Consider the following 22089-nt stretch of genomic DNA (forward strand, 5'->3'; position numbering starts at 1 on the left):
CTCGCTCAGCCGGCGTCGTTGGGAGGCCACTTCTGGGTGTCGATGCGGCTCGTCCATTCCAGGAAGTCGACGAGGTCGTTGAGCTCCTGGTCGGTCAGGTGGAACTGCGGCATCTGCCGCCGGCCCTCGACGCCCGAGGGCTGCGACCGCATCCAGGCGATCAGCCCTTCGCGCGCGGCCTGCGGGTCGTCCTTGCCGCCATAGCGGATCCAGACATTGCCGACCTCCGGCGCGAAATAGGCGCCCTCGCCGAGGATCGAGTGGCAGTTGATGCAGGAGTTCTTCTCCCACACATGCTTGCCGCGGATGACGCTTTCGGAAAGCGTCGCCTCGTCGGTGGACGTGGTGACGATGTGCCAGTGGCTCTGGGCGGTGAGGCCAACGAACACCACGAAGAAGAAGATGGAGCCGCCATAGAAGACGTTTCGGGCGGCGGATTTGGTGAAGCGTTCGCTCATGCGGCCGCGCCCCCGTGGCTTGCGGACATTGAGAGTCTCCCTCGGCCGTGCGGATGCCGGCGCTGCTCCCTTCCTAGGGTGCGGCGAGGCGGCGAACGTTGTCGGGGAACAAACTTCCGCGCAGAGGGCGAAGCCGGCTACCGGGCGGGGATTAGCGCATGCGCGCTCGCGACGAGGGCCGCGGCGGCGCCGCGGCCCTCATATTCCCTTTGAGCGTTGAACCGAACGGCTAGGGCAGCGAGGCGGTATAGGCCCGCAACTCGTGTTCCAGATGAAGGGAGGACTGGTCCTTGCCCTGGAGTTCCGGCGCTTCCTTCCAGCCCGGCTCCACGCCGGTCATGTCCGGCAATTGGTGGGCGATACCCTTGTGGCAGTCGATGCAGGTGCGCTGCCCCGTGAGCAGATAGCGGCCATGGATCTCGGCCGCCCGGCGGGTCTGCTTGGTGAAATCCATGGCGACCGACGAGTGACAGTTGCGGCACTCCAGGGAATCGTTCGCCTCGAGCCGCGCCCATTCGTGCTTGGCGAGCGTCAGCCGCATGTCAAGGAACTTCTCGCGGGTCGAGATGGTGCCGAAGATCTTGCCCCAAACCTCCTTGGAGGCCTGCATCTTGCGGGCGATCTTGTCGGTCCACTCATGCGGCACATGGCAGTCCGGGCAGGTGGCGCGCACTCCTGAGCGGTTGGTGAAGTGCACCGTCGATTGCAGCTCCTGATAGACGTTGTCGCGCATCTCGTGGCAGGAGGTGCAGAATTTCTCGGTGTTGGTGATCTCCAGCGCGGTGTTGAAGCCGCCCCAGAAGATGACGCCGCAGATAAAGCCGCCCAGGGTCAGGAAGCCGAGCGGAAGATAGGCGCTCGGCCGGCTGATGATCTGCCAGAAGCGCACCACGAGGCGCCAGGCGGCGAGGATGAGAGCCTTCAGCTTCCCCATCGCGCCGGCCTACTTGTTGCGGCCGACATCGTCGGCGTCGACGAAGTTGTTCGGCACCAGCGGCCGCGCGTCGGTCTGCTGGACATGGCACTCGGTGCAGAAATAGCGGCGCGGCGTAACGTCGGCGAGCACCTGCCCGTCGCGGTCCTGGAAATGCGTCACGCTGATCATCGGCGCGCCCGAGCCCTCGGTGAATTCGCGCTTGTGGCAGTCGAGGCAGCGATTGGCGTTGAGCGTGAGCTGATAGCCGTCGATCGAATGCGGGATGATCGGTGGCTGCTCGGGATAGTTCCGCATCCGCCGCATGTCGTCGACGACCGGGCGGTCGAGCGGCGGGATCGAGTTCTGCGCCATCGGGTCGGCGGTCCCGGTGAGCCGAGGCACCAGCGTGACCGGCCCCGTCTCCTGCGAGCGGGCGCCGAGCACGGCGAGCGAGGAACCGGCGCAGGCCGCAAACGCGATCAGCAGGAGCGACAAGGCGTTCAGACGGGGACGATCTTGACCGCGCATTTCTTGAAATCCGTCTGCTTGGAGATGGGGTCGGTCGCGTCGAGGGTCGTCTTGTTGATGAGCTGGCTGGCGTCGAACCACGGGACGAACACCACGCCCTCGGGCATGCGGTTGCGCCCGCGGGTCTCGATCCGCGTCCGCATCTCGCCGCGCCGCGAGATGACGCGGACCTCGGCGCCCTGGTTGAGCCCGCGCTTGCGCGCATCCTCGGCATGCATGAAGCAGCGCGCGCCGGGGAAGGCCTTGAACAGCTCTGGCACCCGCATGGTCATGGAGCCGGAATGCCAGTGCTCCAGCACGCGGCCGGTCACCAGCCAGAAGTCGTATTCCGCGTCCGGCACCTCGGCCGGCGGCTCATAGGGCACGGCGATGATCTTGGCCCGTCCATCGGCATTGCCGTAGAACTCGACGCCCTTGCCGGCCTTCACATAGGGGTCGAGCCCCTCGCGGTAGCGCCAGCGGGTCTCCTTGCCGTCCACCACCGGCCAGCGCAGGCCGCGTACCTGGTGATAGGTGTCGAACGGCGCGAGGTCGTGGCCATGGCCGCGCCCGAAGGCGGCATATTCCTCGAACAGCCCCTTCTGCACGTAGAAACCGAAATCCGCGGCCTCGTTATTGGCATAGTCCGGATTGAGCTCGCTCACCGGGAAACGGTCGACGTTACCGTTCTTGAACAGCACCTCGAACAGGCTCTTGCCACGATAGTTCGGATTGGCGTCGAGGATCTCCGCCGGCCACACCTCGTCGGTGGTGAAGCGCTTGGAGAATTCCATCATCTGCCAGAGGTCGGAGCGCGCCTCGCCGGGCGCCTGCACCAGCTGTTGCCAGAAATGGGTGCGCCGCTCGGCATTGCCGTAGGCACCTTCCTTCTCCACCCACATCGCCGCCGGCAGGATCAGGTCGGCGGCCATGGCGGTCACCGTCGGATAGGCGTCGGAGACGACGACGAAGTTCTCCGGGTTGCGGTAGCCGGGATAGGCCTCGTGCGTGTTGTTCGGCGAGGCCTGCAGGTTGTTGTTGACCTGTATCCAGTAGAAATTGAGCTTACCGTCGCGCAGCATGCGGTCCTGCTGGACCGCATGGTAGCCGGGCTTCTCCGGGATGATGCCGTGCGGGATGCGCCAGATCTCCTCGGCGTGCTCGCGATGCTTCGGATTGGTCACGACCATGTCGGCCGGCAGCCGGTGGGCGAAGGTACCGACCTCGCGCGCCGTGCCGCAGGCCGAGGGCTGGCCGGTGAGCGAGAACGGGCTGTTGCCCGGCTCGGAGATCTTCCCCGTCAGCAGATGCAGGTTGTAGACGAGCTGGTTCGCCCATACGCCGCGCACATGCTGGTTGAAGCCCATGGTCCAGAGCGAGACCACCTTGCGCTGCGGATCGGCATAGAGCTCGGCGAGCTGCTCCAGGAAGCCGGGCTCGACGCCGCTGAGCTTGGACACTTTGTCGAGCGTGTAGTCCTTCACGAAAGCGGCGTAAGCATCGAAGTCGATCGGCTCGGTCGCCGCCACGTCCTTGGCCTTGCGTGCCGCCACCTCGCGCGGGTCGTCGTCCCGCAGCCCGTAGCCGATCTCCGTCGCTCCGCGCACGAAGGCCGCGTGGTCGCGGACGAAGTCCTTGTTGACGCGGCCCGTCGTGATGATGTGGTTGGCGATGTAGTTGAGGATGGCGAGATCGGTGCCCGGCTTGAAGACGATCGGGATATCCGCGAGGTCCGAGCTGCGATTGGTGAAGGTGGAGAGCACCGCCACCTTCACATGCGGATTGCCGAGGCGCCGGTCGGCGACGCGGGTCCACAGGATGGGATGCATCTCCGCCATGTTCGAGCCCCAGAGCACGAAGGCGTCCGTGGCCTCGAAGTCGTCATAGCAGCCCATCGGCTCGTCCATGCCGAAGGTGCGCATGAAGGCATAGGCGGCGGACGCCATGCAGTGGCGGGCATTGGGATCGAGATTGTTAGAGCGCAGGCCGGCGCGCATCAGCTTGGTGGCCGTGTAGCCTTCCCAGATGGTCCACTGCCCCGAGCCGAACATGCCGACGGCGGTCGGCCCCTTCTCCTTCAGCACGCGCTTGGCCTGGGCGGCCATGACGTCGAACGCCTCGTCCCAGCTCACCGGCGTGAACTCGCCGTCCTTGGCATAGGCGCCGTTCTTCTTGCGCAGCAGCGGCTGGGTGAGGCGGTCGCCGCCATACATGATCTTGGAGAGGAAATAGCCCTTCACGCAGTTGAGGCCGCGATTGACCTCGGCGAGCACGTCGCCATGGGTGGCGACGACGCGCCCCTCCTTGACGCCGACCATGACACCGCAGCCGGTGCCGCAGAAGCGGCAGGGCGCCTTCGACCATTGGATCTTCAGCGCCTCGACGCCGCCGGTCACCGGCTGGGCGACCGCCGGCAGGCTGATATTGGCGGCAAGCGCGGCGACGCCAGCGGCCTGCGCCTTGAGGATTTCGCGGCGTGACGGGCTCATGGGACAGCTCCGGGATCGTCCTGGATGTCGATCTGTTCGAAAACGAGGTTGGCAGCGAGGACACCGTCCATCAGCCCGATCGCGGCGAGCCGGGAGCCGACCTCGCCCGTGCTCGCGCCTTCCAGCACGATCACGATCTTGCCGTCCTGGACGTAGTGGACCTCGGTGTCCGGCAGGGCCTCCAGCCGGGCCGCGACCTCGGCGCAGCGATGCGGGAAGGCGATCACCACCGCGCTGGATATGTGGCGGACGTCATCCATGGCCCGCCTCCATCACGGCGGCATCGGCGAGGCTCACGGCGATGGCGTCGGCCGGGCAGGCGGCGATGCAGGCGCCGCAGCCGGTGCATCGATCTGCGGCGAGACTCGGCAGGGCAGGGCCACCAAGTCTCATCTGGAAACGGATAGCCGCCTCAGGACACGCATCCCCGCAGCTCTCGCAGACGATGCCGCGGCCGGCAAAGCAGGCGTGCCTGATGACCGCGATGTGTGGGAACGGCGTGAGTGTGCGGTCGAAGACCGGCTCCGGGCAGGCATCGGCGCAGCTTCCGCAGAAGGTGCATTCGCCGGCTTTGAAATCGACGAACGGCTTCTGCCGGTCGTCCAACGCGATGATCGATTGCGGGCAGGCCTCGACGCAGGCGCCGCAGCCGGAACAGGCCGAGACGATAGCCGCCTCGCGGCTCCACGGCGGCCGCGGCACCGGATGCGCGGTCGCGAAGCGTCCGCTCAGGAACGTGCGCCGGTCGAGCCCGGATCCGCCCATGGCATCACCTAATGGGCCGGCGGGCCGGGCGGCCCGTAGATCAGCTGGAACATCCAGACGAGGAAGCCGTAGCCGCCGACGACACCGACGGCAAGGATCGGCCAGATGAGGACGGCGAGCACGACGAAGGCGAGGATTTCCTCACGCCGGGAGGGCGGCGGGACCGTGTGTCCGGCCAAAGCATGGTCTTCGGAGGTATTCGGAGCCATTGGCGGCCTCGATACGCACAAGCAAAGCCAGTTTGTAGTTCTTATAAGAAAGTAGCGTGAACCCGCGGCGATGTCGATCCGTGTGGCCCAGGCTGCCGTCGGACAGCCCGCGTCGGCCGCTACAATGGAGGCGGCGGCAGGTCGGCCATGCATATGTCCGCAGTTTGTCGCGGGATTCGGTCGGAACTGGCGCTTACCGCATGTCGAAGAGTTCCTGATGGAAGCGTTCCTCGACGGGAAAGCCCTGAGCCGCAAAGTCCCGTCGCAGTGCTTCGCCGAAGCCGGCGGGGCCGCAGAACCAGATGCTTGCCTCGCGCCAATCCGGCACTTCCTCGCGGATGCGGGTGCCGGTGAGCCGGCCATCGCGGGCGCTGATCAGGAGATGCAGGCGCACATTGGCCGCCCCCGCGTCCCGCGCGAGCTTCGCCAGCGCGACCTCGTCCACATCGGCGGTGGCGTGGAACAGGTCCGCCGTCTGGCCTTCCGGCCAGTCGGGCGCGTCGCCGCGCAGGGCCATATGCTTCATCCGGGCGACGAACGGCGTGATGCCGATGCCGCCGCCGATCCAGATCTGATGGCGGCAATCGTCGTCGAAGGTGAAGCAGCCATAGGGGCCTTCCACCTGCACCTCCTGTCCGGCGCGCAGCTTCTCGCGCAGCCGGCCGGTGTGGTCGCCGAGCTCCTTGGTGATGAAGGTGATCCGTGGATGATCCGGGTGCCAGCCGGAGGCGATGGTGTAGGGATGCGCGCCTTCGGACGCATCCGACATGGCGAAGGCGAACTGGCCCGGCCGATGCCCCGGCCAGCTGCGGGGCACATCGATGATGGTTTCGAGCGCTTTGACGCCCGGATAGTATCTGAATTCGGCGATCCGCCCCTTCACCTGTCGCGCGGCGCCCACGCGGCGCAGCAGCACGATCCCGGCCGCGTAGGCGCCGCCGGCCAGAAGCAGAGCCGTCGCGACGCCGAGCGGCGTCATCCAGTCGGCGAAATTCAGCAGCACCACCGCGTGGAACGCCAGTACCAGATATGCGACGGCGAGCAGGCGGTGGGTCTTGTAGAACCAGCGGTAGGGAAAGGCGCGGATCAGCGCCAGCGCGATCAGCACCACTGCCGCGTAGAAAGCCCATTCGCCGACGCCCTCGGCAGTGCCGCGCAGGCTTGAGAACAGGGCCTCCACCGGGTCCGCAGGCGCCGGGCGAGCGCCGCTCCGCACCGGCCGTTCCAGAAACCCCCAGCCCACCGCCCATTTCGGTCCCTGCGCCCACAGCCAATGGATGATGGCGACGACGAGCGCGGTGATGCCGAGCCATTTGTGGAGGCGGTACATCTTGTCCAGCCCGCCCATCCAGCGCTCGGGCCAGCGCGGGCGCAGCGCGAGCATCATCGCCACGCTCATGGCCGCGATCGCGAGGACGCCGGTATATTGCACGGCGGCCGCTCTTGCCGCGAAGAAGCCGCTCGACTGGAACACCCCAGGCTCGGCCGCGACCCACAGCACGGAGAGAACGGCGAGGAGGGCGAAAAGGGCCAGCTTGATGTGTCGCATGTCTCGGGCTTTCTTCCTTCCGCGCCAAGCTGCTCGCGATCCGAATGGCTAGGCTCGCGAAACAGATACCCGGCGCCCCGCTTGCCGCATTGAGCGGCCTCAAGGCGGGGTGCGATCGCGAGAGGGACGACGAGGTCGTAGACGGAAGGCTCGCTATCCGGCCTGGACCCCGAAAATCATCCCGACCGCGGCGGTCACGCCCATGGCCAGCGCACCCCAGAAGGTGACGCGAAGGGCCCCGCGCACCACGCCGGCTCCTCCCGCGGTGGCGCCGAGGCCGCCCAGGATGGCCAGCGCCACCAGCGTCGAGGCCGCGACCAGGACGCTCGTCCTTTCGGCGGGTGACATCAGGGCGACGAGCACCGGCACGACGGCTCCCGCCGCAAAGGTGAGCGCCGAGACGATGGCCGCCTGTACCGGACGGGCGGCGACAGTCTCGGAGATGCCGAGTTCGTCACGCGCATGGGCTCCCACCGCGTCGTGTTCCGTCAGTTGCGCGGCGACCTGTTCCGCGAGCGTGCGGTCGAGCCCCCTGTCGACGTAGATCTGCGTCAGTTCCTCCAGCTCCGCATCGGGCGTCTCGGCGAGTTCACGTCTCTCGCGAGCGAGGTCGGCGTTCTCGGCGTCCGTCTGGGAGCTGACCGAGACATATTCCCCGGCGGCCATCGACATCGCACCTGCCACGAGGCCGGCCAGCCCCGCGATCAGGATCTCGGTCGATCCCGATCCGGCCGCCGCGACGCCGACGACGAGGCTCGACGTCGAGACGATCCCGTCATTCGCGCCGAGCACCGCGGCGCGGAGCCAGCCGATCCGGTGGACCATGTGGATTTCCGAATGCGAGAGACGGCTCATTTCGGATGCACTCCTGGAAGGCTGGTTTGAGTGATGACGGGAGCCGATGCAGATGGCGGCGTATCCAGGCCGCGCAGGATTTCCACCAGAAGCGCGGCCAGGACGGGAATGACGCCCGCGAAGCAGACGGTCTGCGCGAGATCCGGCCTTCCCGCGATATGGAGGATGAGGCCGGTCGCGAGGCCGCCGAACCCTACCAGCAGCAGCGCGATCTTCAGCCTGTCCCCGTTCGAAGGCTTCACCGCGTTCAACCTTCCCACGCCCGAACCGCCGTCGTTGCGTCCCCGAAGAGGCGTCCGATCCCGCAGCTACGGATGCCACAGGTGCTGCGAAGCAGGAACAGGGCATCGATCCCCGCCCGCCGGGCGAGTTCGCCCCCCTTGCCGGCGCCGAGCACCATGAGCGCCGTCGCCCAGGCGTCGGCCTCCGCGCATGTCGGCGCGAGTACGGTGACCGAGGCTGGGGATTGCGCAAGCGGGGCACCGCGGGCGGGATCCATGGTGTGGGAGAGGCGCCGGCCCTGCACGTCGGTCCAGTGGCGATAGTCGCCGGAGGTGGCGACGGCGCAATCCTGGAGCGACAGGAGTGAATGCGGGGCGCGGCGCTCCGGGTCCGGCTGCTCCACCGCGACCGTCCAGGCCTCGCCGTCGGGTCTCAGGCCCATGGCGCGCATCTCGCCGTCGATCCCCACAAGCCCGTCGCGGATGCCGGCGACGCCAAGTATCCCGGCGAGGCGGTCCACGCCATATCCCTTGGCGATGCCGTTGAGGTCAAGCGTGATCGGCACGCGCTTGCGGACCCTGGTTCCGTCGATCTCGAGCGCGTCATGGGCCGGCACGCGCCGAGCCTCCATCGCGCTGCGGATGCGGTCCGGGCTGGCCTCCTCGGCGCCGAAGCCCCACGCGGTGACCGCGTCTCCCATGCCGATGTCGAACGCGCCGCCCGAGGCGCGACCGATCGCCAGCCCCAGCCGGAGCACATCCAGAAGAGGTGCCGGAACGCTCACCCATTCGCCCGCCGGAGTCCCATTCAGACGCATCAGCTCGCTGTCGGGCCTCCATGTAGACATCTGCGTATCGACCTCGTCCATCGCCGCCTGCAGATCCACCTGAACGACGCCGGCATCGAAGCCGGAGGGAGCATGGAAGAGCACGGACCAGCGCGTCCCCATTGTCGGGCCGTTGAGGGCGTACCGCGCGAGATCAGTAGACATCTTCGACATAGCGTCCCTCAGCCTTGAGAAGCTGGTGCGACAGGCCGAGCGGTTCCAGCATCCGTGTCATCGCCTCGGCGACCCCTGCCGCCATCTGTCGCCCGCCACAGACCATGACATGCGCGCCATCCCGGATCGCGCGCACGACCTCGAGCTGTTCGGCGATCAGCGCATCCTGGACATAACGCGGCCGCGCTCCGCGCGAGATCGCCGTGGACAGATGGCGGAGCCGGCCCCCGGCCGCCCAATCTTCCAGTTCCTCGCGATAGAGGAAGTCGCTGTCGGGATGCCGCATGCCGAAGAACAGGTGGATCGGGCGTCGCGATCCGTTGGCGCGGATGAAGCCGGCAAGCGGTCCGACGCCGGTGCCGGCGCCGATCAGGATCAGGGGCGTGCGGTCGCGGGCCGCGTGGAAGCCGGGATTGCGGCGGATGAAGGCGGCGACCGTCCCGCCGGGCTCCAGCGTCGTGAGCGCGCTCGAGCAGAGGCCGCCGACATGCCGGCGCACCACGATCTCCACGAAGCCGTCCCGGCGGCCCGAGGCGAGCGAATAGAAGCGAGGTATGGGCGATCCTTCCGGCACGATGCCGATGAGGTCCCCGGCCTCGAAGCGGGCAAATCCCTGCCCCGTCAGGCGCTGCCACATGGAGAGGCGCGGCAGCGCGAAGCGCAGTATGGCGGTCGGGGCCTGGACGTCGTGGCCGTAGTCGCGGCGCGATACCAGCGTGAGCGCGCTTGTCTCTGGCCGGATGGGCTGGTGGTCGAGCTCCAGCGCGATGCCGAGCGCCTCGCCGAGCGCGTGGCCCCAGCGTGCAAATTCCTGCGGCGACTGGCGGTCCACCGTCTCGAAGGGGAGCAGGAGCCGCCAGCCCTTGGCTTCCGCCGCGGCGACAACCGACTTGGCGTAGGCGCAGAAGGCCGGAAAGCTCCGGTCGCCGAAGCCCAGCACCGCCACCGGCGCCTCAGGTACCGTGGAAAGCCCGGCCAGGCGGTCAAGGAACCCTTTCGCCGAAGCGGGAGCGTTGCCATCGCCATAGGTTGCGGCCAGCACGAGGTAGCGCTGGGCCCCGGAAAAGTGGGCGGGATCGAATGCCGACATTGGCGTGGTGTGGACGTGCTGCCCGACGCGGGTCAGCGCCGCGTGCAGCGTCGCGGCAAATCCCCAGCTGCTGCCACCCTCGCTGCCGACGAGGATGATCGTCTCCGCGCGGCCCGGCGCGGCGTTGTCGCGGATCCCGGGACGACGGGCGCGACCCGCCAGCCAGATGGAGAGGCCCGTTATGCCCATCGCCGGGACGGCGAGCGCCGTGAGCCCGAGCAGCAGGCCGAGAAGCGGGGCGCCCTGCCCGGTGTGGAGCATGTAGACGGTCTCCGAGACCCGCTCCCAGCCGCTGAGCCCCACCCAGGCGAGGGTCGCCCCGGTGCCCTGGTCGATATAACCCGCCCCCTCGTCGGTCCTGAGGGTGAAGACGTCGGTGGCGTCGTCGGGATAGGGGAAGCTCAGCTCACGCAGGCTCGAGACGGGCGTCGCGGCGAGCAGCGGCATGGAGGCCAGCGGGGCGCCAGCCCTCCCGCTCACCGCGGAAGGCGGTTCCGGAGGGGCTCCCTCGTCGGGAAGGAAGCCGAAGGTCGAGGCGGTCATCCAGAGGGCCGTGGCCGACGACATGAGAAGGCCGAGCACGGCGGCTCGCGCAAGCTCGACATGGACGCGCCCCGCCAAGGGCCCGCGCAGCCGCGCAAACCAGCGTCTCCATCCGCCCGCGCGCCGCGCGACCAGCACGCAGCCGGAGACCGCGAGGACAAGCATCGCCGCCGCCCCCGCCGCCATGACGATGCGGCCGGCATCATCCAGGAACAGCGAGCGGTGCAGATTGGTGAGCCAGCGCTGGAATGCGTTGGGATCGGCCGAAGCTACGTCGGCTCCGGTCGCCGGGTCGATGACCGCGGAGCCCGGCGTGCCGCCGTCGAACCAAAAGGCGGTGATGCGCCCGGAGGGGGAGCGTCTGATCTGCTCGACCCCCGGATGGGCGGACCGTATCCGCGTGGCGAGGTCGGCCACGCTCATGGCCTCCGCCGCCTGCGGCGCGGCGATCCGTTCCGCCGCCGGGAAGACGGACAGCGCCGCGCCGCTCACCGCGAGCAGCGTCACCAGGGCCAGGGCCAGCAGGCCCGGCCAGCGATGGAGGGCGCGGATCATGCTCGCCCCCTACATGCCGTAGCTGAAATTCGCGATGTAGCGGCGGCCCTGGACGGGCTGTCCCGCGCCCTTCGCGGTCAGCGGCACGGCGATCTCATTGGGGCTGTCGCGCATGTCCTCGACCGCCGCATCGACATGGAGCGTGTAACCGGCGTCGAAGAGCGCATCGGCGAGATCGAGGGTGATCGCCAACCGGCGGCCCGCCCCGACGCTCGCCCCGGTGATGCCGTTGATCTCGGCGGTGTTGCCGCCGGTCGCGCGATACCAGTCGGACAGGTGCCCGTAGTATTTGGACTTGGTTCCGGCCATCCACAGGCTGCCGGCATAGGCCCCCTTCGGGTCGGTGACGTAGATGGCGAGGTAGGCGCCGTTGCCGCCATAGTTCTTCAGCGTCGTGGTCAGGGTCACCGGCCGCGCCATGGCGATGCCGGGAAGCGTGAGCGCCGTGGTCACCGCCAGGGCGGCGAGGATGCTTCTCATCGTCGGGTTCTCTCGATCTGGCATGGATGAAGGGCGGTCGGCTCAGTTCATCTGGGCCTTGGGCGCCGTGCCATTGCCGAAGAGGCCGTTGTTCGGGGGAGCGACGCTGCCCGCCGGCGCCGGCGCGGAGACGCTGCCGCCGCGGGTATCGTCGTCGTCATCGTCCTCGTCGTCTTCGTCGTCATCGTCCCCGCGCCGGAACTGGCGTCCATGGTCGCGGTCGTCGTCCCCGTCGTCGCCGGCCAGCACCACGCCGAGATCCCGGCCGGCATCCAGGACGGCGTCACGCAGCCCTTCGAAGCGGGCGGCCTCGTGCATCGCGCTCCACGCGGGAAAGCCGATCCCGGCGGTCAGGGCGGTCGAGGCGAAGAGGATGGCAAGGGTCTTTCTCATGGCAGGGTCTCCTTTCTCTGCTGGAACCGTTCTGGGCGCCCTGCCTGATCCGTTCCTGACGCAAACGGATTTTCTGCTTCAGCCTGCCGTCAGGAATCGAAAGGCCCCGCCGAGAGACGGGGCCGGTTGGCCTCAGTTTCTGGTCCGGCCCGACGGTGCAGCTCAATCGCCGCCGCGATCTTCCTCGTCGCGGCGGCGGCCGGTGCCGTCCTTGCGCTCGATCTCGATGACGTCGAGGGTGGAGGGATGGACCGTCACCTCGATCCGCTGGCCTTCGGCGTCCGTGCCGTCGATCTCGTAGCAGCCGTCGTCGATCTTGATCCGGCGCACCGTCCAGCCGTTGCGGGTGGCGAGGGCGGCGACGGCCTCCTTCGGCTTCCAGTCCGCCATCGGCGCGAAGCAGTCGTCGTCGGCGAGCGCCTGCCCCACCGGGAGGACCGCGATACATGCGAGAATTGTCAGGGCGAGCCGCACGGGCCGGAACTCCTTTCCACCTTGATCTGCGACAAGCCTGGTGGGCGAAGCTGACGGCATCCTGAAGCTCGCTTGCGATCTGCGTAAGCGCGGTGTCAGGAAGCACCGTCAAGGAAGGCAGGAGCCGCGAAAGGCGAAGGACGATGCGAATCCTGCTCATAGAGGACGACGGCGTGCTGGGCGCGGCGGTGCGTGACCAGATCGTGGGCGACGGTCACTCCGCCGACTGGGTCACGCGGATCGACGCGGCCCGCGACGCCATGGCGGGCGCCGCCTACGACCTGATCCTGCTCGACCTGATGCTTCCCGACGGCCGGGGGATCGTGTTCCTGCGTGCCCTGCGTGCCGCGGGGAACGTCACGCCCGTGATCATCCTGACGGCGCTCGACCAGGTGTCGGACCGCATCGAGGGCCTGACCGCCGGGGCGGACGACTATCTGGTCAAGCCGTTCGACCTCGACGAATTGTCGGCACGTATCGGCTCGGTCGCCCGCCGCTATTCCGGCAATCCCAACCCGATCATCCGGCATCACTCGCTGGACATCGACATCGCCCGCCGGAGCGTGCGCCGGGAGGGCAGGCCGGTGCAGCTCACGGCCCGCGAATGGGCGTTGCTGGAGGCGTTCCTTGCGCGGCCGGGGCAGGTGCTTTCCAAGGCGCAGCTGGAGGAAAAGCTCTACGACTTCGATGCCGAGGTGGAAAGCAACACGATCGAGGTCCATGTCAGCCGGCTGCGCAAGAAGCTCGGCGCCGACCTGATCGAGACCGAGCGCGGCCTCGGCTACCGGCTGGCGGCGGCATGAGGTGCCCTCGAAGCCTCCAGGGCCGGCTCCTGCTCTCGCTCGGGGCGGTGCTGCTGGTGATCTGGGTCGGCGCGGCATGGACGACCGCCGTCCTGCTGCGGCACGAGATCGGAGAGGTCTTCGATTCCTCCCTGCAGGAGACGGCGCAACGCCTGCTTCCGCTCGCGGTCATGGACATCGTCGGCCGCGAGGAGGGGGATGTCGCCAGCCAGCGGCTCGGCGCCATCCACGGCCATGACGAGCTGTTCACCTATGTGGTCCGCGACGACAAGGGCAAGGTCCTGCTCCAGTCCCACGCCGCCGACCTATCGGTCTTCCCGCCCTACAGCGGTCCCGGATTCGGCCGGACCGCGACGCACCGCCTGTACAGCGAGGAGGCCCTGCAGGGCACCATCCGCATCACGGTGGCGGAGCCGCTCGCCCATGAGGACGGGGTCGCGCGGGAAATCCAGATCGGCCTTGGCCTGCCGATCCTCCTGGTCATCCCGGCCGCCTTCGCGGCCGTCATGCTCGCGGTGCGCCGGAGCATGCGGCCGCTGCGGGCGTTCCGGGAACGGCTGGAGACCCGCAACGAGAAGGACCTCGGGCCCGTCGCCTCCGACGACCTGCCCAGCGAGGTTTTACCGCTCGCAGCCACGCTGAACGCGCTGCTCGACAGGCTCAGGGCGGCCTTCGAGGCGGAACGAAGCCTCGCCGCCAATACCGCCCATGAGCTCAGGAACCCGCTCGCCGGGGCGATCGCCCAGGCCCAGCGCATCCAGAAGGAGACCGGGGAGCCTCACGTCGCCCGGCGCGGCGCCCACATCGAGGCGACGCTCAAGCGGCTGACGGCGCGCGCCGAGCGCCTCATGCAGCTTGCCCGGGCGGAAGGCGGCCGCCTTCGGCTCGACCGGACGTCGGACCTGCGCGACGCCCTGCGCGTCGTGATCGACGACATGCGCAGGAACGTGCCGCAGGACAGGCTCTCCCTGCGCGTGCCGGAAACACCAGTGATGTCCGACATCGATCCCGATGCCGTCGGGATCCTATGCCGCAACCTCGTGGAGAATGCCCTCAGCCATGGCAGCCCGTCGTCGCCCGTCGAGGTGATCCTCGACCCCGACGGGCTGCTGACGGTGTCGAATGATGGTCCCGTCGTCCCGTCCGAGACGCTGGAGAGGCTGGCCGGGCGTTTCGAGCGGGCCGGAAGCTCGGCTCGCGGCAGCGGGATCGGCCTGTCGATCGTGTCGACCATCGCCGAGCGCCTAGGCAGCCCGCTCACGCTTCGTTCGCCGAGGCCCGGTAGGGGATCAGGCTTCGAGGCCAGCGTCAGGCTGGTGACGGTGGGCGATGGCACCGCCTTGATGTAGGCATTATCGCTGCCGTTTCGGCCCCTTGACGGCGTAGGCGCGCCACAAGCGGAAGTTGGCTGGGAGCCAATAAGCGGACCTTTGAATTGACCACCGGAGGCTGACCTTAGTCGGAAACGGGCCTACGGCGGTCGCGGTCGCGCAGATGGCGCGTGATGACAGCGCGCGGATCCCTCCGCAAGGGCAAGTCGCGTCGTGCGCAACTGCCAATCGGGTGCACGATCTCGCCGTGTTCAATCTTGCCGATTTATTCTAGTGACCGAGCGACCAACGCCGCTCGATGGGAGCCGGCTTGTTCTTGCGCGAGGAGCACAGCGAGCAGCCGCAGCCGGCGAGGTGCTCGCGCGAGACCACCTTGGGCTCCGAGGCGGTCTTCTCGGAACGCGACAGTGCCTTGCGCAGCGTGCCGCTCATGGTGCTCAGACGCGGCATGGACATGTCGCGCGCCGCCTCGCCGCTGCATTCCGGGCAGCACGCCGACTTGTCAGCCTCGCTCATGGCGCTCCAGCCCTCGAAGGGGCCGCATTCCTCGCAGGAATAGGTGTAGAGGGGCATGTTCTCTCTCTCTCTCTCTCTCTCTCTCTCTCTGGAAGTTGACGGATGGCCCGTAGGCCATCCGTGTCGGCCTGGGGTTCAGGGTTGCAGCCAGCCCTGTAGGAGTGACAGACCGGGCACCCAGCCGGTCAGCACGCCGATCGCCACGGTAAAGGCACCCGTGAAGCGCAGGATCGGCAGGCGGAGCGTGAGCAGGAGGAAATAGCAGAACCAGAGCAGACCCCAGCCAACCCAGTTCCATCCCATCCAGGTGCCGATGGGAGAGGCAGCCGTCTCCAGCGACTGCAGCGCCACCGGGGTGACGGTGATGGCGACGAACAGGCTGAACCAGCCGAGCCCTCGCCCGTCCACCTCGACGTGCCGGTTGTGCGCGACCCAGAAATAGGTCGCGGTGAACAGCAGCGTCAGCGCGGCGGCCTTGATCGATCCCGCGTCGGCGGCGGGATTGAAAGCCCAGAAGATGGAAATGCCCAGCGTGACGACGCCCGATACGACGTTGACGACGACGATCTCGCGGTCCTCGATCTGTCCGAGCAACCAAAGACCATTGAGCACGAGCACCGCACCTACATACAGAAGTCCAAGACCTAACAGCATCGCTGATCTCCGTTGCCGGGTTCGGCCGCGGTACGACCGGAACCCGGCGTTGATCTGATTGGAGGTTCAGCTGGCGCGGGCGACGTCGACGCCCGAAACCTGCCGGGTCGGGCCCGTCGAGTTCGGGTTGATGTCGAATTCGAAGATCTTGGTCGGGATCGCCACCGTCGCGCAGACATTGGGAATGTCGACGATGCCAGCGATGCGACCCTCGACCGGAGCGGTGCCCAGGATGGAATAGGCCTGCTCGCCGGAATAACCGAATTTCTTCAGGTATTCGATCGCGTTGAGGCAGGCGCGGCGATAGGCGACATGGGCGTCGAGATAATATTGTTCGCCCGTATGCTCATCGACGGAGATGCCTTCGAAGATGAGGTAGTCGTCGAAATGCGGGTCGATGGGGCTCGGCTTGAAGATGGGGTTGATGACGCCGTACTTCGCCATGCCGCCCTTGATCAGGCCGACGCCGATGTCGATCCACCCGGCCATCTCGATGGCGCCGCAGAAGGTGATCTCTCCGTCGCCCTGGGAGAAGTGAATGTCGCCCATGGAGAGGCCGCCACCCTTCACATACACCGGGAAATAGCAGCGTGAGCCGCGCGACAGATTCTTGATGTCGCAATTGCCGCCATGTTCGCGCGGCGGCACCGTGCGCCAGCCCTCGGCCGCCGCCTTGTCGCGGGCGCTGCCGCTCATCTGGCCCATCAGCGCCGTGTCGCTATAGGGAAGGGCGGCAAGGGGCGGCACCCGGTTCGGATTGGTGGCGACCAGGGCGGCCTCGCGGCGATTGGCTTCCGCCAGCAGTTTGTGGTCCGGCAGACAGCCGATCAGGCCGGGATGGACGAGACCGGGATAGCGGACCTTCGGAACGTGGCGCGAGGTCGTGTAGATGCCATGGAAGTCCCAGCAGGTCTTCACCGCCTCGGGGTAGTGCTCGGTGAGGAAGCCGCCGCCGTTCTTCTTGTCAAACAGGCCGTTGAAGCCCCATTCGGAGCCTTCGATCGGCCCGATGTCGAGGATGTCCACCACCATGAGGTCGCCGGGCTCGGCGCCTTCGACGCCGAAGGGACCGCTGAGATAGTGCACCTTGGTCAGGTCTACGTCGCGGACGTCGTTGGCGCTGTCATTGTTGCCGATCTGGCCTCCGGTCCAGTCGTAGCACTCGACCCGGAACTCGTCGCCCGGCTTGAACGTCTCGACCATCGGGATGTCGGGATGCCAGCGGTTGTGGGTCTTGATGTCCTGCTGTTCGGGGGCTTTGCTGAGATCGATCTTGAAGACGGTCTTCGCCATGAGCTTTCCTCCAGTGAGGGTGCTGCGGCGTTCTCGCCGTTCCGAAGGTGCGCCGTAATTGAAACGACGCTCCCGCACCCGTCGGAGAAGGCTAGGTGGCGCATGTAATCGTCGTAGCGGTGCGATTGGGTCGGTTATGTAATTTTTTGTAACTCTCGCGCTGTTGGGCACACATCGACGGTCCGGCCGTCTAAGATCGCATCAGGCGACGCAACGGGTCGTCTCGTAGCGAGAATGCACGGGGCGCAATGATGAATGAAATGATGCGCGTTCAGCGCATCCTCATGGTCGATGATGACCGCCGAATGTGCGCATTCGTCACCAAGTTCCTTGGCCGCGAGGGCTATTCGGCGGAATTCGCGTTGAACGGTTCGTCGATGCGCCACGCGCTCGCAACCACGCGCTTCGACCTGATCATTCTCGATCTGACCTTCCCCGACGGGGAGGACGGACTCTCGCTCGCGCGCAACGTCCGCACCAGCCTCGACACGCCGCTTCTGGTGCTGTCTGCCAAATGCGAGACCATCGATAAGATCGTCTGCCTTGAGATCGGTGCAGACGACTATGTCACGAAACCCTTCGAGCCGCGCGAACTGCTGGCGCGAATCCGCGCCATCCTGCGGCGCGCGCAGGGCGAGCGCCGGCCTTCGTCCGAGAAATCCGCATCGGCGGAAAACCGGCTCGAATTCGGTGGCTGGTGTCTCGATCTCGCTCGCCGCGAACTGACGCGTCCCAACGCGGCGGTTGTCGCGCTGACCAGTCACGAGTTCAGGCTGCTCGTCACGCTGGCGCAACGTCCCGGCCGCGTGCTCACCCGCGACCAGATCCTCGATCTCGTGGCCAATCGGCAATGGGCGCCGTTCGATCGCAGCATCGACGTACTGATCGGCAAGCTGCGCCGCAAGCTGGACGATGCCGGCGATCAGCTGATCAAGACCGTGCGCGGCGAAGGCTATGTCTTCACCCCGCCGTCGCGCCAATGATTGCTGGTGATTACTCTTCCGGCCTGATGAGAGCGGGAGCGGTGGGCAGGAGCAGGCATATGCGTGTGCCGACGCCCGGCTCGCTTTCGATCACGAGGTTCCCGCCGCTCTGCCGGACGAAGCCATAGACGGTGGCAAGACCCAGGCCGCTGCCGCTTTCGGCCGGTTTGGTAGAGAAGAAGGGATGCAGCGCGCGCTCGGCGACCTCCGGAGTCATACCGCAACCGTCGTCCTCGACTGCGACGCTGGCGTAGGTGCCGGGAGGCATGTCGTCGAGGAGGCTCGGCGAACCTCCCGGCAGATCGACGAGACCTATGCCGAGCCGGATCGTTCCCGCGCCGGCCAGCGCGTCACGTGCGTTGAGCGCCAGATTCAGCAGGCTGGCCTCCAGCTGATGCGGGTCGACATGGGCGAGGCAGGGCGCCTCCGGCAGGCGCAACTGCACGACGATGTCTTCGCCCAGGGCGGGCCGCAGATTCCGCGCCATCTCCGCGAGAGTTGCGCCCAGCTCGATGCGGCGCGGCAATAGCGGCTGCGCCCGGCCGACGGCGAGCAGCCGCCGATTGGTCGCGATGCCCTCCTGCACGGCGCTCAACGCGTCCTCGACGAGCTCGCCGAGGATGGCGATATCGCCCTGCGGTCCACGCGCCAGCTCTTCCTGGACCAGCCGCAGATTGCCGCCGACCACCGCCAGAAGGTTGTTGAAGTCGTGCGCGATGCCCGCCGAGAGTCGGCCGACGGCTTCCATCCGTCGGCTCTGGCGCAATAATTCCTCAGTCTCCGCCCGTTCCCGGGCGAGACGCAGCCGGTCGAAACAGCGCGCAATGGTGGCGAGCAGGTCGTCGGGCTCGAACGGCTTGCAGACATAGTCGTAAATGCCAGCTTGCAACGCCTTGATGGCTGTCTGTACCGAGGCGTAGGCCGTCACCATCACGACCAGCAGCTCGGGCTTGGCACGGGTGAGCTCGCTCGCGAGCTGCACCCCATCCTCATGGCCGAGCCGGATATCGACCAGCGCTACGTCGATCCCATCGATAACAGACAGCGCGCCGGATCGGTCATGTGCAACGGCGACATCGTAGTGCTCGATCCGAAGCAACCGGGCGAGACTGGCGGCAAAATCCTGATCGTCGTCGACAATCAGCAGCCGACGCCGCGGCGCCGTCTGCGGGAGGGCATCAGGCGACATCGGCCCATTCCCCGCTCGCGGCCGGCAGGCGGATCTCGACGCAGGTGCCCTCCTGCTCGACCGAGGTGATGCGGACACTGCCGCCATGGCGCTCGACGATGCGTCGCACCAGCGCCAGGCCAAGCCCGAGCCCGAATGGTTTGGTGCTGAAGAGCGGCTCGAACAGCCGCGCCTGCACCTCCTCGCTCATGCCGATTCCGTTGTCGGAAACGGTGATGCACACGCGGTCGTCCTCACAGGCGGTCGCGATCGTCACCTTGCCCGGACGCGCGGCGGAAGGGCACTCCTGTACCGCCTGCATGGCATTCTGAACTACGTTGACCAGCACCTGGCGCAATCTCTCGCCGTCCGCCTCGATCATGCGGTCGCATCCGAGGTGGAGTTCGAGGTGGACGGGGGACAGGCTCTTTAGATCGGTCAAGTGCTCGATGATCCAGGCATCGAGGGCAAGCGGGACCATGGAGACGTTGGGCCGGCGCGAGAATTCCAGCAGATCCTCGATGATGCGCACGCAGCGCCGTACATTGCGCTGGATGCGGTCGATCTCATCGTGCACGTCGTGACTGTCGAACTTGCCGGTGCGCTTGAGTACCGCAACGGAACTCATCAGCGTGCCGAGCGGATTGCGCAATTCATGACTGACCGTGGCGGTGAGCTGGCCGATGGCGGCAAGCCGCTCGGTGCGCGTCAGTTCGGCGCGTGTCGCGTGCAGCTTCTCCAGCGAGCTGACGAGATTGCGCTGTGCAAGCTCGCGGCTCTCGTTGGAGAGCACGATCCACCAGGCGCTGATCGCCAGGAGTGGCAACAGGGCGAGGAACACGCGCAGCAATAGCGAGCCATTATCGAGATGTGGCGTTTCCGCTCCCGGCTCGATGAGGCGATAGGTAAGGAGGAACAATGCCGCCGTCACGACGGTGAGCGCAATCAGCACGCCGCCAACCTTCAACAGGCGCTGGGGCATATGGGGTGCGATGCGGCTGGTGATGCCTTCGCCGAGATAATGTGACCGCGACGTCGCGAGGTCCTGGTTCGACTTCTTGCAGGCGTCGTGGCAGTGCGCGTCGAGGCTGCAGCACAGCGAACAGATTGGGCGCTCATAGAAGCTGCAGTAGGCCATGTCGTCCCGCTCATAGCCGTGATCGCAGATCTCGCAGCGTATGACCGGACCCGCGTCCCTGCCGAAATGCGCGACCGGGGGACGCGCGAGATAATAGCGCCCGCGCGTCGCCACCCCGATCAGCGTTGCGGCAAGGAAGGCGAGGAGGAAGGAAAGCGGTGCGCAATAGGCCTGCGCGGCATCCCCGAATACGCCGGTGAAGGCGATGATCGCGACGATCGAGCCGAAGGCCATTCCTCCGCATCCGACCGGATTGAAGTCGCGCAGATGTGCGCGCTTGAACTCGATGAAGCCCGGGCTGACCTTCAGCGGCTTCAGCACCCAGAGGTCGGCGACAATGGCGCCGACCCAGGCCATGGCGATGTTTGAATAAACCGCGAGCACCACTTCCAGTGTCTCGAAGATGCCCAGAAGCATCAGCAGAAGGGAAATGAGTATGTTGAAGATCAGCCAGACAACTCGTCCTGGATGATAATGGGTCACGCGCGAGAAGAAATTCGACCATGCCAGCGATCCGGCATAGGCGTTGGTGACGTTGATCTTCACCTGCGACAGCAGAACGAACAGTGTAGCGCTGAACAGGACCAGTGATGGGTTTTCGAACACATATCCATAGGCAACGATGAACATGTGGATCGGCTCGAGCGCCTGTTGCCGCGATAGGCCGCTCGACAATACCAGGACGGCTAGCAAGCCGCCGGCGAGGATCTTCAGCCCACCGATGATGACCCAGCCCGGTCCGGCCAGCACCACCGCGCTCCACCAGGCGAGGCGGTTCGAGCCCGTTTTCTCGGGCAGAAAGCGGAGATAGTCCGCTTGCTCGCCGATCTGGACCACGAGCGAGCACATGATGCTCACGGACGCCCCGAAGGCGAGGGCGTCAAACCCGTCCACGCCGATGTCAAACCCGGCAAACCGCGTCCATTCTGCGAGTTCCTGCGGCGACTTCGCGGCGATCATGATGAAGGGCAGGATCATCATGGCCAGCCAGAGAGGCTGGGTAAGCATCTGCAGTCGCGAGATCATGGTGATGCCCATGAGCGTGACCGGAATGATCACCAGCGAGGAGATGACGTATCCGAGCACGAGCGGGATGTCGGCATAGAGCTTGAGCGCCTGTGCCATGATCGCGCCTTCGAGCGCGAAGAAGATGAACGTGAAGCTCGCATAGATCAGCGACGTGATCGTCGAGCCGATATAGCCGAAGCCGGCTCCGCGGGTGAGCAGATCGAGATCGATGCCGTACTTGCTGGAATAATAGGCGATCGGCAGACTGGTGACGAAGATGAAAAGCGACACTACGAGGATGGCGAGTCCGGCATTGACGAAGCCGTAGCTCAGCGTGATCGACCCGCCGATGGTTTCCAGCGCCAGGAAGGAGATTCCACCCAGCGCCGTATTAGCGATCACAAAGGGCGACCAGCGACGGAACGAACGCGCTGTGTAGCGCAGCGAGTAATCCTCAAGCGTCTCATTGGCGATCCATGAATGATAGGATCGCAGGGCCGGCAACTCGGGCGTTTCCACGGTTTGTTACCTTGTTTGTCACAAGGCTAGCGCATGGAAAGGCAGCAAGCCAACTCTGGCTGACCGCCCAGCTTGCGCTGGTTATCTCGTCGATGTGACGTCGACGGCGGAGAATTTTCCGCTCACAAGCATGGCGGTGCGCCGCATGAGAAGCGCCGCGCACCCTTTATC

At 66.6% G+C, this 22089-nt stretch carries 23 protein-coding genes; 3 read left to right on the plus strand and 20 right to left on the minus strand.

Annotated features, from left to right (window positions below; all coding sequences use genetic code 11):
• Positions 1 to 5 precede the first annotated feature (5 nt).
• The 15 genes from SNOV_RS05790 to SNOV_RS05860 form a co-directional block, all read right to left on the minus strand.
• Positions 6 to 458: a c-type cytochrome gene (locus SNOV_RS05790; RefSeq protein WP_013165980.1), complete on the minus strand. Its 453-nt coding sequence runs from the start codon at positions 456 to 458 to the stop codon at positions 6 to 8.
• Between the two features lie 229 nt (positions 459 to 687).
• Positions 688 to 1392, minus strand: a complete 705-nt coding sequence (locus SNOV_RS05795; RefSeq protein ID WP_013165981.1) for a cytochrome c3 family protein — start codon at positions 1390 to 1392, stop codon at positions 688 to 690.
• 9 nt (positions 1393 to 1401) lie between these two features.
• Entirely contained in the window at positions 1402 to 1902 is a 501-nt protein-coding gene (locus SNOV_RS05800; protein ID WP_013165982.1) for a nitrate reductase cytochrome c-type subunit, read from the minus strand.
• A complete protein-coding gene (gene napA / locus SNOV_RS05805; protein WP_013165983.1) occupies positions 1875 to 4370 on the minus strand; it encodes a periplasmic nitrate reductase subunit alpha in 2496 nt (831 codons plus the stop codon). Before napA ends, SNOV_RS05800 begins: the two co-directional genes overlap by 28 nt.
• Positions 4367 to 4630, minus strand: coding sequence for a chaperone NapD (locus tag SNOV_RS05810; protein WP_013165984.1), 264 nt, complete (start codon positions 4628 to 4630; stop codon positions 4367 to 4369). Before SNOV_RS05810 ends, napA begins: the two co-directional genes overlap by 4 nt.
• Complete coding sequence (napF, locus tag SNOV_RS05815; protein WP_013165985.1) at positions 4623 to 5135, minus strand: ferredoxin-type protein NapF; 513 nt, start codon at positions 5133 to 5135, stop codon at positions 4623 to 4625. The genes SNOV_RS05810 and napF overlap by 8 nt, the downstream gene beginning before the upstream one ends.
• An 8-nt stretch (positions 5136 to 5143) precedes the next feature.
• Positions 5144 to 5344: a periplasmic nitrate reductase, NapE protein gene (gene napE / locus SNOV_RS05820; protein ID WP_013165986.1), complete on the minus strand. Its 201-nt coding sequence runs from the start codon at positions 5342 to 5344 to the stop codon at positions 5144 to 5146.
• 193 nt (positions 5345 to 5537) lie between these two features.
• A complete protein-coding gene (locus SNOV_RS05825) occupies positions 5538 to 6893 on the minus strand; it encodes a ferredoxin reductase family protein (protein ID WP_013165987.1) in 1356 nt (451 codons plus the stop codon).
• A 153-nt stretch (positions 6894 to 7046) separates the two neighbouring features.
• On the minus strand, positions 7047 to 7748 hold the full coding sequence (locus tag SNOV_RS05830; protein ID WP_013165988.1) for a VIT1/CCC1 transporter family protein: 702 nt from the start codon (positions 7746 to 7748) through the stop codon (positions 7047 to 7049).
• Positions 7745 to 7999 carry a hypothetical protein gene (locus SNOV_RS05835; protein ID WP_041782024.1) on the minus strand — a complete coding sequence of 85 codons (255 nt, stop codon included), beginning with the start codon at positions 7997 to 7999 and terminating at the stop codon, positions 7745 to 7747. Before SNOV_RS05835 ends, SNOV_RS05830 begins: the two co-directional genes overlap by 4 nt.
• Complete coding sequence (locus SNOV_RS05840; protein WP_013165990.1) at positions 7996 to 8970, minus strand: FAD:protein FMN transferase; 975 nt, start codon at positions 8968 to 8970, stop codon at positions 7996 to 7998. The genes SNOV_RS05835 and SNOV_RS05840 overlap by 4 nt, the downstream gene beginning before the upstream one ends.
• A complete protein-coding gene (locus SNOV_RS05845; protein WP_013165991.1) occupies positions 8951 to 11158 on the minus strand; it encodes a PepSY domain-containing protein in 2208 nt (735 codons plus the stop codon). Before SNOV_RS05845 ends, SNOV_RS05840 begins: the two co-directional genes overlap by 20 nt.
• A 9-nt stretch (positions 11159 to 11167) precedes the next feature.
• Positions 11168 to 11638: a DUF2271 domain-containing protein gene (locus SNOV_RS05850; protein WP_013165992.1), complete on the minus strand. Its 471-nt coding sequence runs from the start codon at positions 11636 to 11638 to the stop codon at positions 11168 to 11170.
• Between the two features lie 42 nt (positions 11639 to 11680).
• Complete coding sequence (locus SNOV_RS05855; protein WP_013165993.1) at positions 11681 to 12031, minus strand: hypothetical protein; 351 nt, start codon at positions 12029 to 12031, stop codon at positions 11681 to 11683.
• Between the two features lie 162 nt (positions 12032 to 12193).
• Positions 12194 to 12505: a PepSY domain-containing protein gene (locus SNOV_RS05860; RefSeq protein ID WP_013165994.1), complete on the minus strand. Its 312-nt coding sequence runs from the start codon at positions 12503 to 12505 to the stop codon at positions 12194 to 12196.
• A gap of 143 nt (positions 12506 to 12648) precedes the next feature.
• On the opposite strand from SNOV_RS05860, the gene SNOV_RS05865 reads away from it, so the two are divergent.
• Entirely contained in the window at positions 12649 to 13308 is a 660-nt protein-coding gene (locus SNOV_RS05865; RefSeq protein ID WP_013165995.1) for a response regulator transcription factor, read from the plus strand.
• Complete coding sequence (locus SNOV_RS05870) at positions 13305 to 14657, plus strand: sensor histidine kinase (protein ID WP_013165996.1); 1353 nt, start codon at positions 13305 to 13307, stop codon at positions 14655 to 14657. The genes SNOV_RS05865 and SNOV_RS05870 overlap by 4 nt, the downstream gene beginning before the upstream one ends.
• A gap of 252 nt (positions 14658 to 14909) precedes the next feature.
• On the opposite strand, the gene SNOV_RS05875 is transcribed toward SNOV_RS05870, so the two are convergent.
• From SNOV_RS05875 to fmdA, 3 genes are all read right to left on the minus strand, one after another.
• The gene (locus SNOV_RS05875) at positions 14910 to 15212 is read right to left on the minus strand and encodes an FmdB family zinc ribbon protein (RefSeq protein WP_013165997.1); all 303 of its coding nucleotides are present in this window, start codon (positions 15210 to 15212) and stop codon (positions 14910 to 14912) included.
• 78 nt (positions 15213 to 15290) lie between these two features.
• Positions 15291 to 15809 (minus strand): AmiS/UreI family transporter, encoded by a 519-nt coding sequence (locus SNOV_RS05880; protein ID WP_013165998.1) that lies wholly within the window; start codon positions 15807 to 15809, stop codon positions 15291 to 15293.
• A gap of 66 nt (positions 15810 to 15875) precedes the next feature.
• Positions 15876 to 17102: a formamidase gene (gene fmdA / locus SNOV_RS05885; RefSeq protein WP_013165999.1), complete on the minus strand. Its 1227-nt coding sequence runs from the start codon at positions 17100 to 17102 to the stop codon at positions 15876 to 15878.
• 263 nt (positions 17103 to 17365) lie between these two features.
• On the opposite strand from fmdA, the gene SNOV_RS05890 reads away from it, so the two are divergent.
• The gene (locus SNOV_RS05890; protein ID WP_049785800.1) at positions 17366 to 18085 is read left to right on the plus strand and encodes a winged helix-turn-helix domain-containing protein; all 720 of its coding nucleotides are present in this window, start codon (positions 17366 to 17368) and stop codon (positions 18083 to 18085) included.
• Positions 18086 to 18095: 10 nt separating this feature from the next.
• On the opposite strand, the gene SNOV_RS05895 is transcribed toward SNOV_RS05890, so the two are convergent.
• Both SNOV_RS05895 and SNOV_RS05900 read right to left on the minus strand, forming a co-directional pair.
• Entirely contained in the window at positions 18096 to 19274 is a 1179-nt protein-coding gene (locus SNOV_RS05895) for a response regulator (protein ID WP_013166001.1), read from the minus strand.
• On the minus strand, positions 19264 to 21918 hold the full coding sequence (locus SNOV_RS05900; protein ID WP_013166002.1) for an ATP-binding protein: 2655 nt from the start codon (positions 21916 to 21918) through the stop codon (positions 19264 to 19266). The genes SNOV_RS05895 and SNOV_RS05900 overlap by 11 nt, the downstream gene beginning before the upstream one ends.
• Positions 21919 to 22089: the final 171 nt, after the last annotated feature.

The sequence above is a fragment of the Ancylobacter novellus DSM 506 genome (assembly GCF_000092925.1).
GTDB classification, from domain to species: domain Bacteria; phylum Pseudomonadota; class Alphaproteobacteria; order Rhizobiales; family Xanthobacteraceae; genus Ancylobacter; species Ancylobacter novellus.

What these genes read in the sequence shown, in the direction of transcription:
- SNOV_RS05830 (WP_013165988.1), bottom strand. Translation starts at nt 7,748, where the DNA reads ATGAGCCGTCTCTCGCATTCGGAAATCCACATGGTCCACCGGATCGGC.
- SNOV_RS05895 (WP_013166001.1), bottom strand. Translation starts at nt 19,274, where the DNA reads ATGTCGCCTGATGCCCTCCCGCAGACGGCGCCGCGGCGTCGGCTGCTG.
- napF (WP_013165985.1), bottom strand. Translation starts at nt 5,135, where the DNA reads ATGGGCGGATCCGGGCTCGACCGGCGCACGTTCCTGAGCGGACGCTTC.
- SNOV_RS05875 (WP_013165997.1), bottom strand. Translation starts at nt 15,212, where the DNA reads ATGCCCCTCTACACCTATTCCTGCGAGGAATGCGGCCCCTTCGAGGGC.
- SNOV_RS05795 (WP_013165981.1), bottom strand. Translation starts at nt 1,392, where the DNA reads ATGGGGAAGCTGAAGGCTCTCATCCTCGCCGCCTGGCGCCTCGTGGTG.
- SNOV_RS05810 (WP_013165984.1), bottom strand. Translation starts at nt 4,630, where the DNA reads ATGGATGACGTCCGCCACATATCCAGCGCGGTGGTGATCGCCTTCCCG.
- fmdA (WP_013165999.1), bottom strand. Translation starts at nt 17,102, where the DNA reads ATGGCGAAGACCGTCTTCAAGATCGATCTCAGCAAAGCCCCCGAACAG.
- SNOV_RS05855 (WP_013165993.1), bottom strand. Translation starts at nt 12,031, where the DNA reads ATGAGAAAGACCCTTGCCATCCTCTTCGCCTCGACCGCCCTGACCGCC.
- SNOV_RS05865 (WP_013165995.1), top strand. Translation starts at nt 12,649, where the DNA reads ATGCGAATCCTGCTCATAGAGGACGACGGCGTGCTGGGCGCGGCGGTG.
- SNOV_RS05840 (WP_013165990.1), bottom strand. Translation starts at nt 8,970, where the DNA reads ATGTCGAAGATGTCTACTGATCTCGCGCGGTACGCCCTCAACGGCCCG.
- SNOV_RS05850 (WP_013165992.1), bottom strand. Translation starts at nt 11,638, where the DNA reads ATGAGAAGCATCCTCGCCGCCCTGGCGGTGACCACGGCGCTCACGCTT.
- napE (WP_013165986.1), bottom strand. Translation starts at nt 5,344, where the DNA reads ATGGCTCCGAATACCTCCGAAGACCATGCTTTGGCCGGACACACGGTC.
- SNOV_RS05890 (WP_049785800.1), top strand. Translation starts at nt 17,366, where the DNA reads ATGCGCGTTCAGCGCATCCTCATGGTCGATGATGACCGCCGAATGTGC.
- SNOV_RS05880 (WP_013165998.1), bottom strand. Translation starts at nt 15,809, where the DNA reads ATGCTGTTAGGTCTTGGACTTCTGTATGTAGGTGCGGTGCTCGTGCTC.
- SNOV_RS05800 (WP_013165982.1), bottom strand. Translation starts at nt 1,902, where the DNA reads ATGCGCGGTCAAGATCGTCCCCGTCTGAACGCCTTGTCGCTCCTGCTG.
- napA (WP_013165983.1), bottom strand. Translation starts at nt 4,370, where the DNA reads ATGAGCCCGTCACGCCGCGAAATCCTCAAGGCGCAGGCCGCTGGCGTC.
- SNOV_RS05870 (WP_013165996.1), top strand. Translation starts at nt 13,305, where the DNA reads ATGAGGTGCCCTCGAAGCCTCCAGGGCCGGCTCCTGCTCTCGCTCGGG.
- SNOV_RS05825 (WP_013165987.1), bottom strand. Translation starts at nt 6,893, where the DNA reads ATGCGACACATCAAGCTGGCCCTTTTCGCCCTCCTCGCCGTTCTCTCC.
- SNOV_RS05790 (WP_013165980.1), bottom strand. Translation starts at nt 458, where the DNA reads ATGAGCGAACGCTTCACCAAATCCGCCGCCCGAAACGTCTTCTATGGC.
- SNOV_RS05845 (WP_013165991.1), bottom strand. Translation starts at nt 11,158, where the DNA reads ATGATCCGCGCCCTCCATCGCTGGCCGGGCCTGCTGGCCCTGGCCCTG.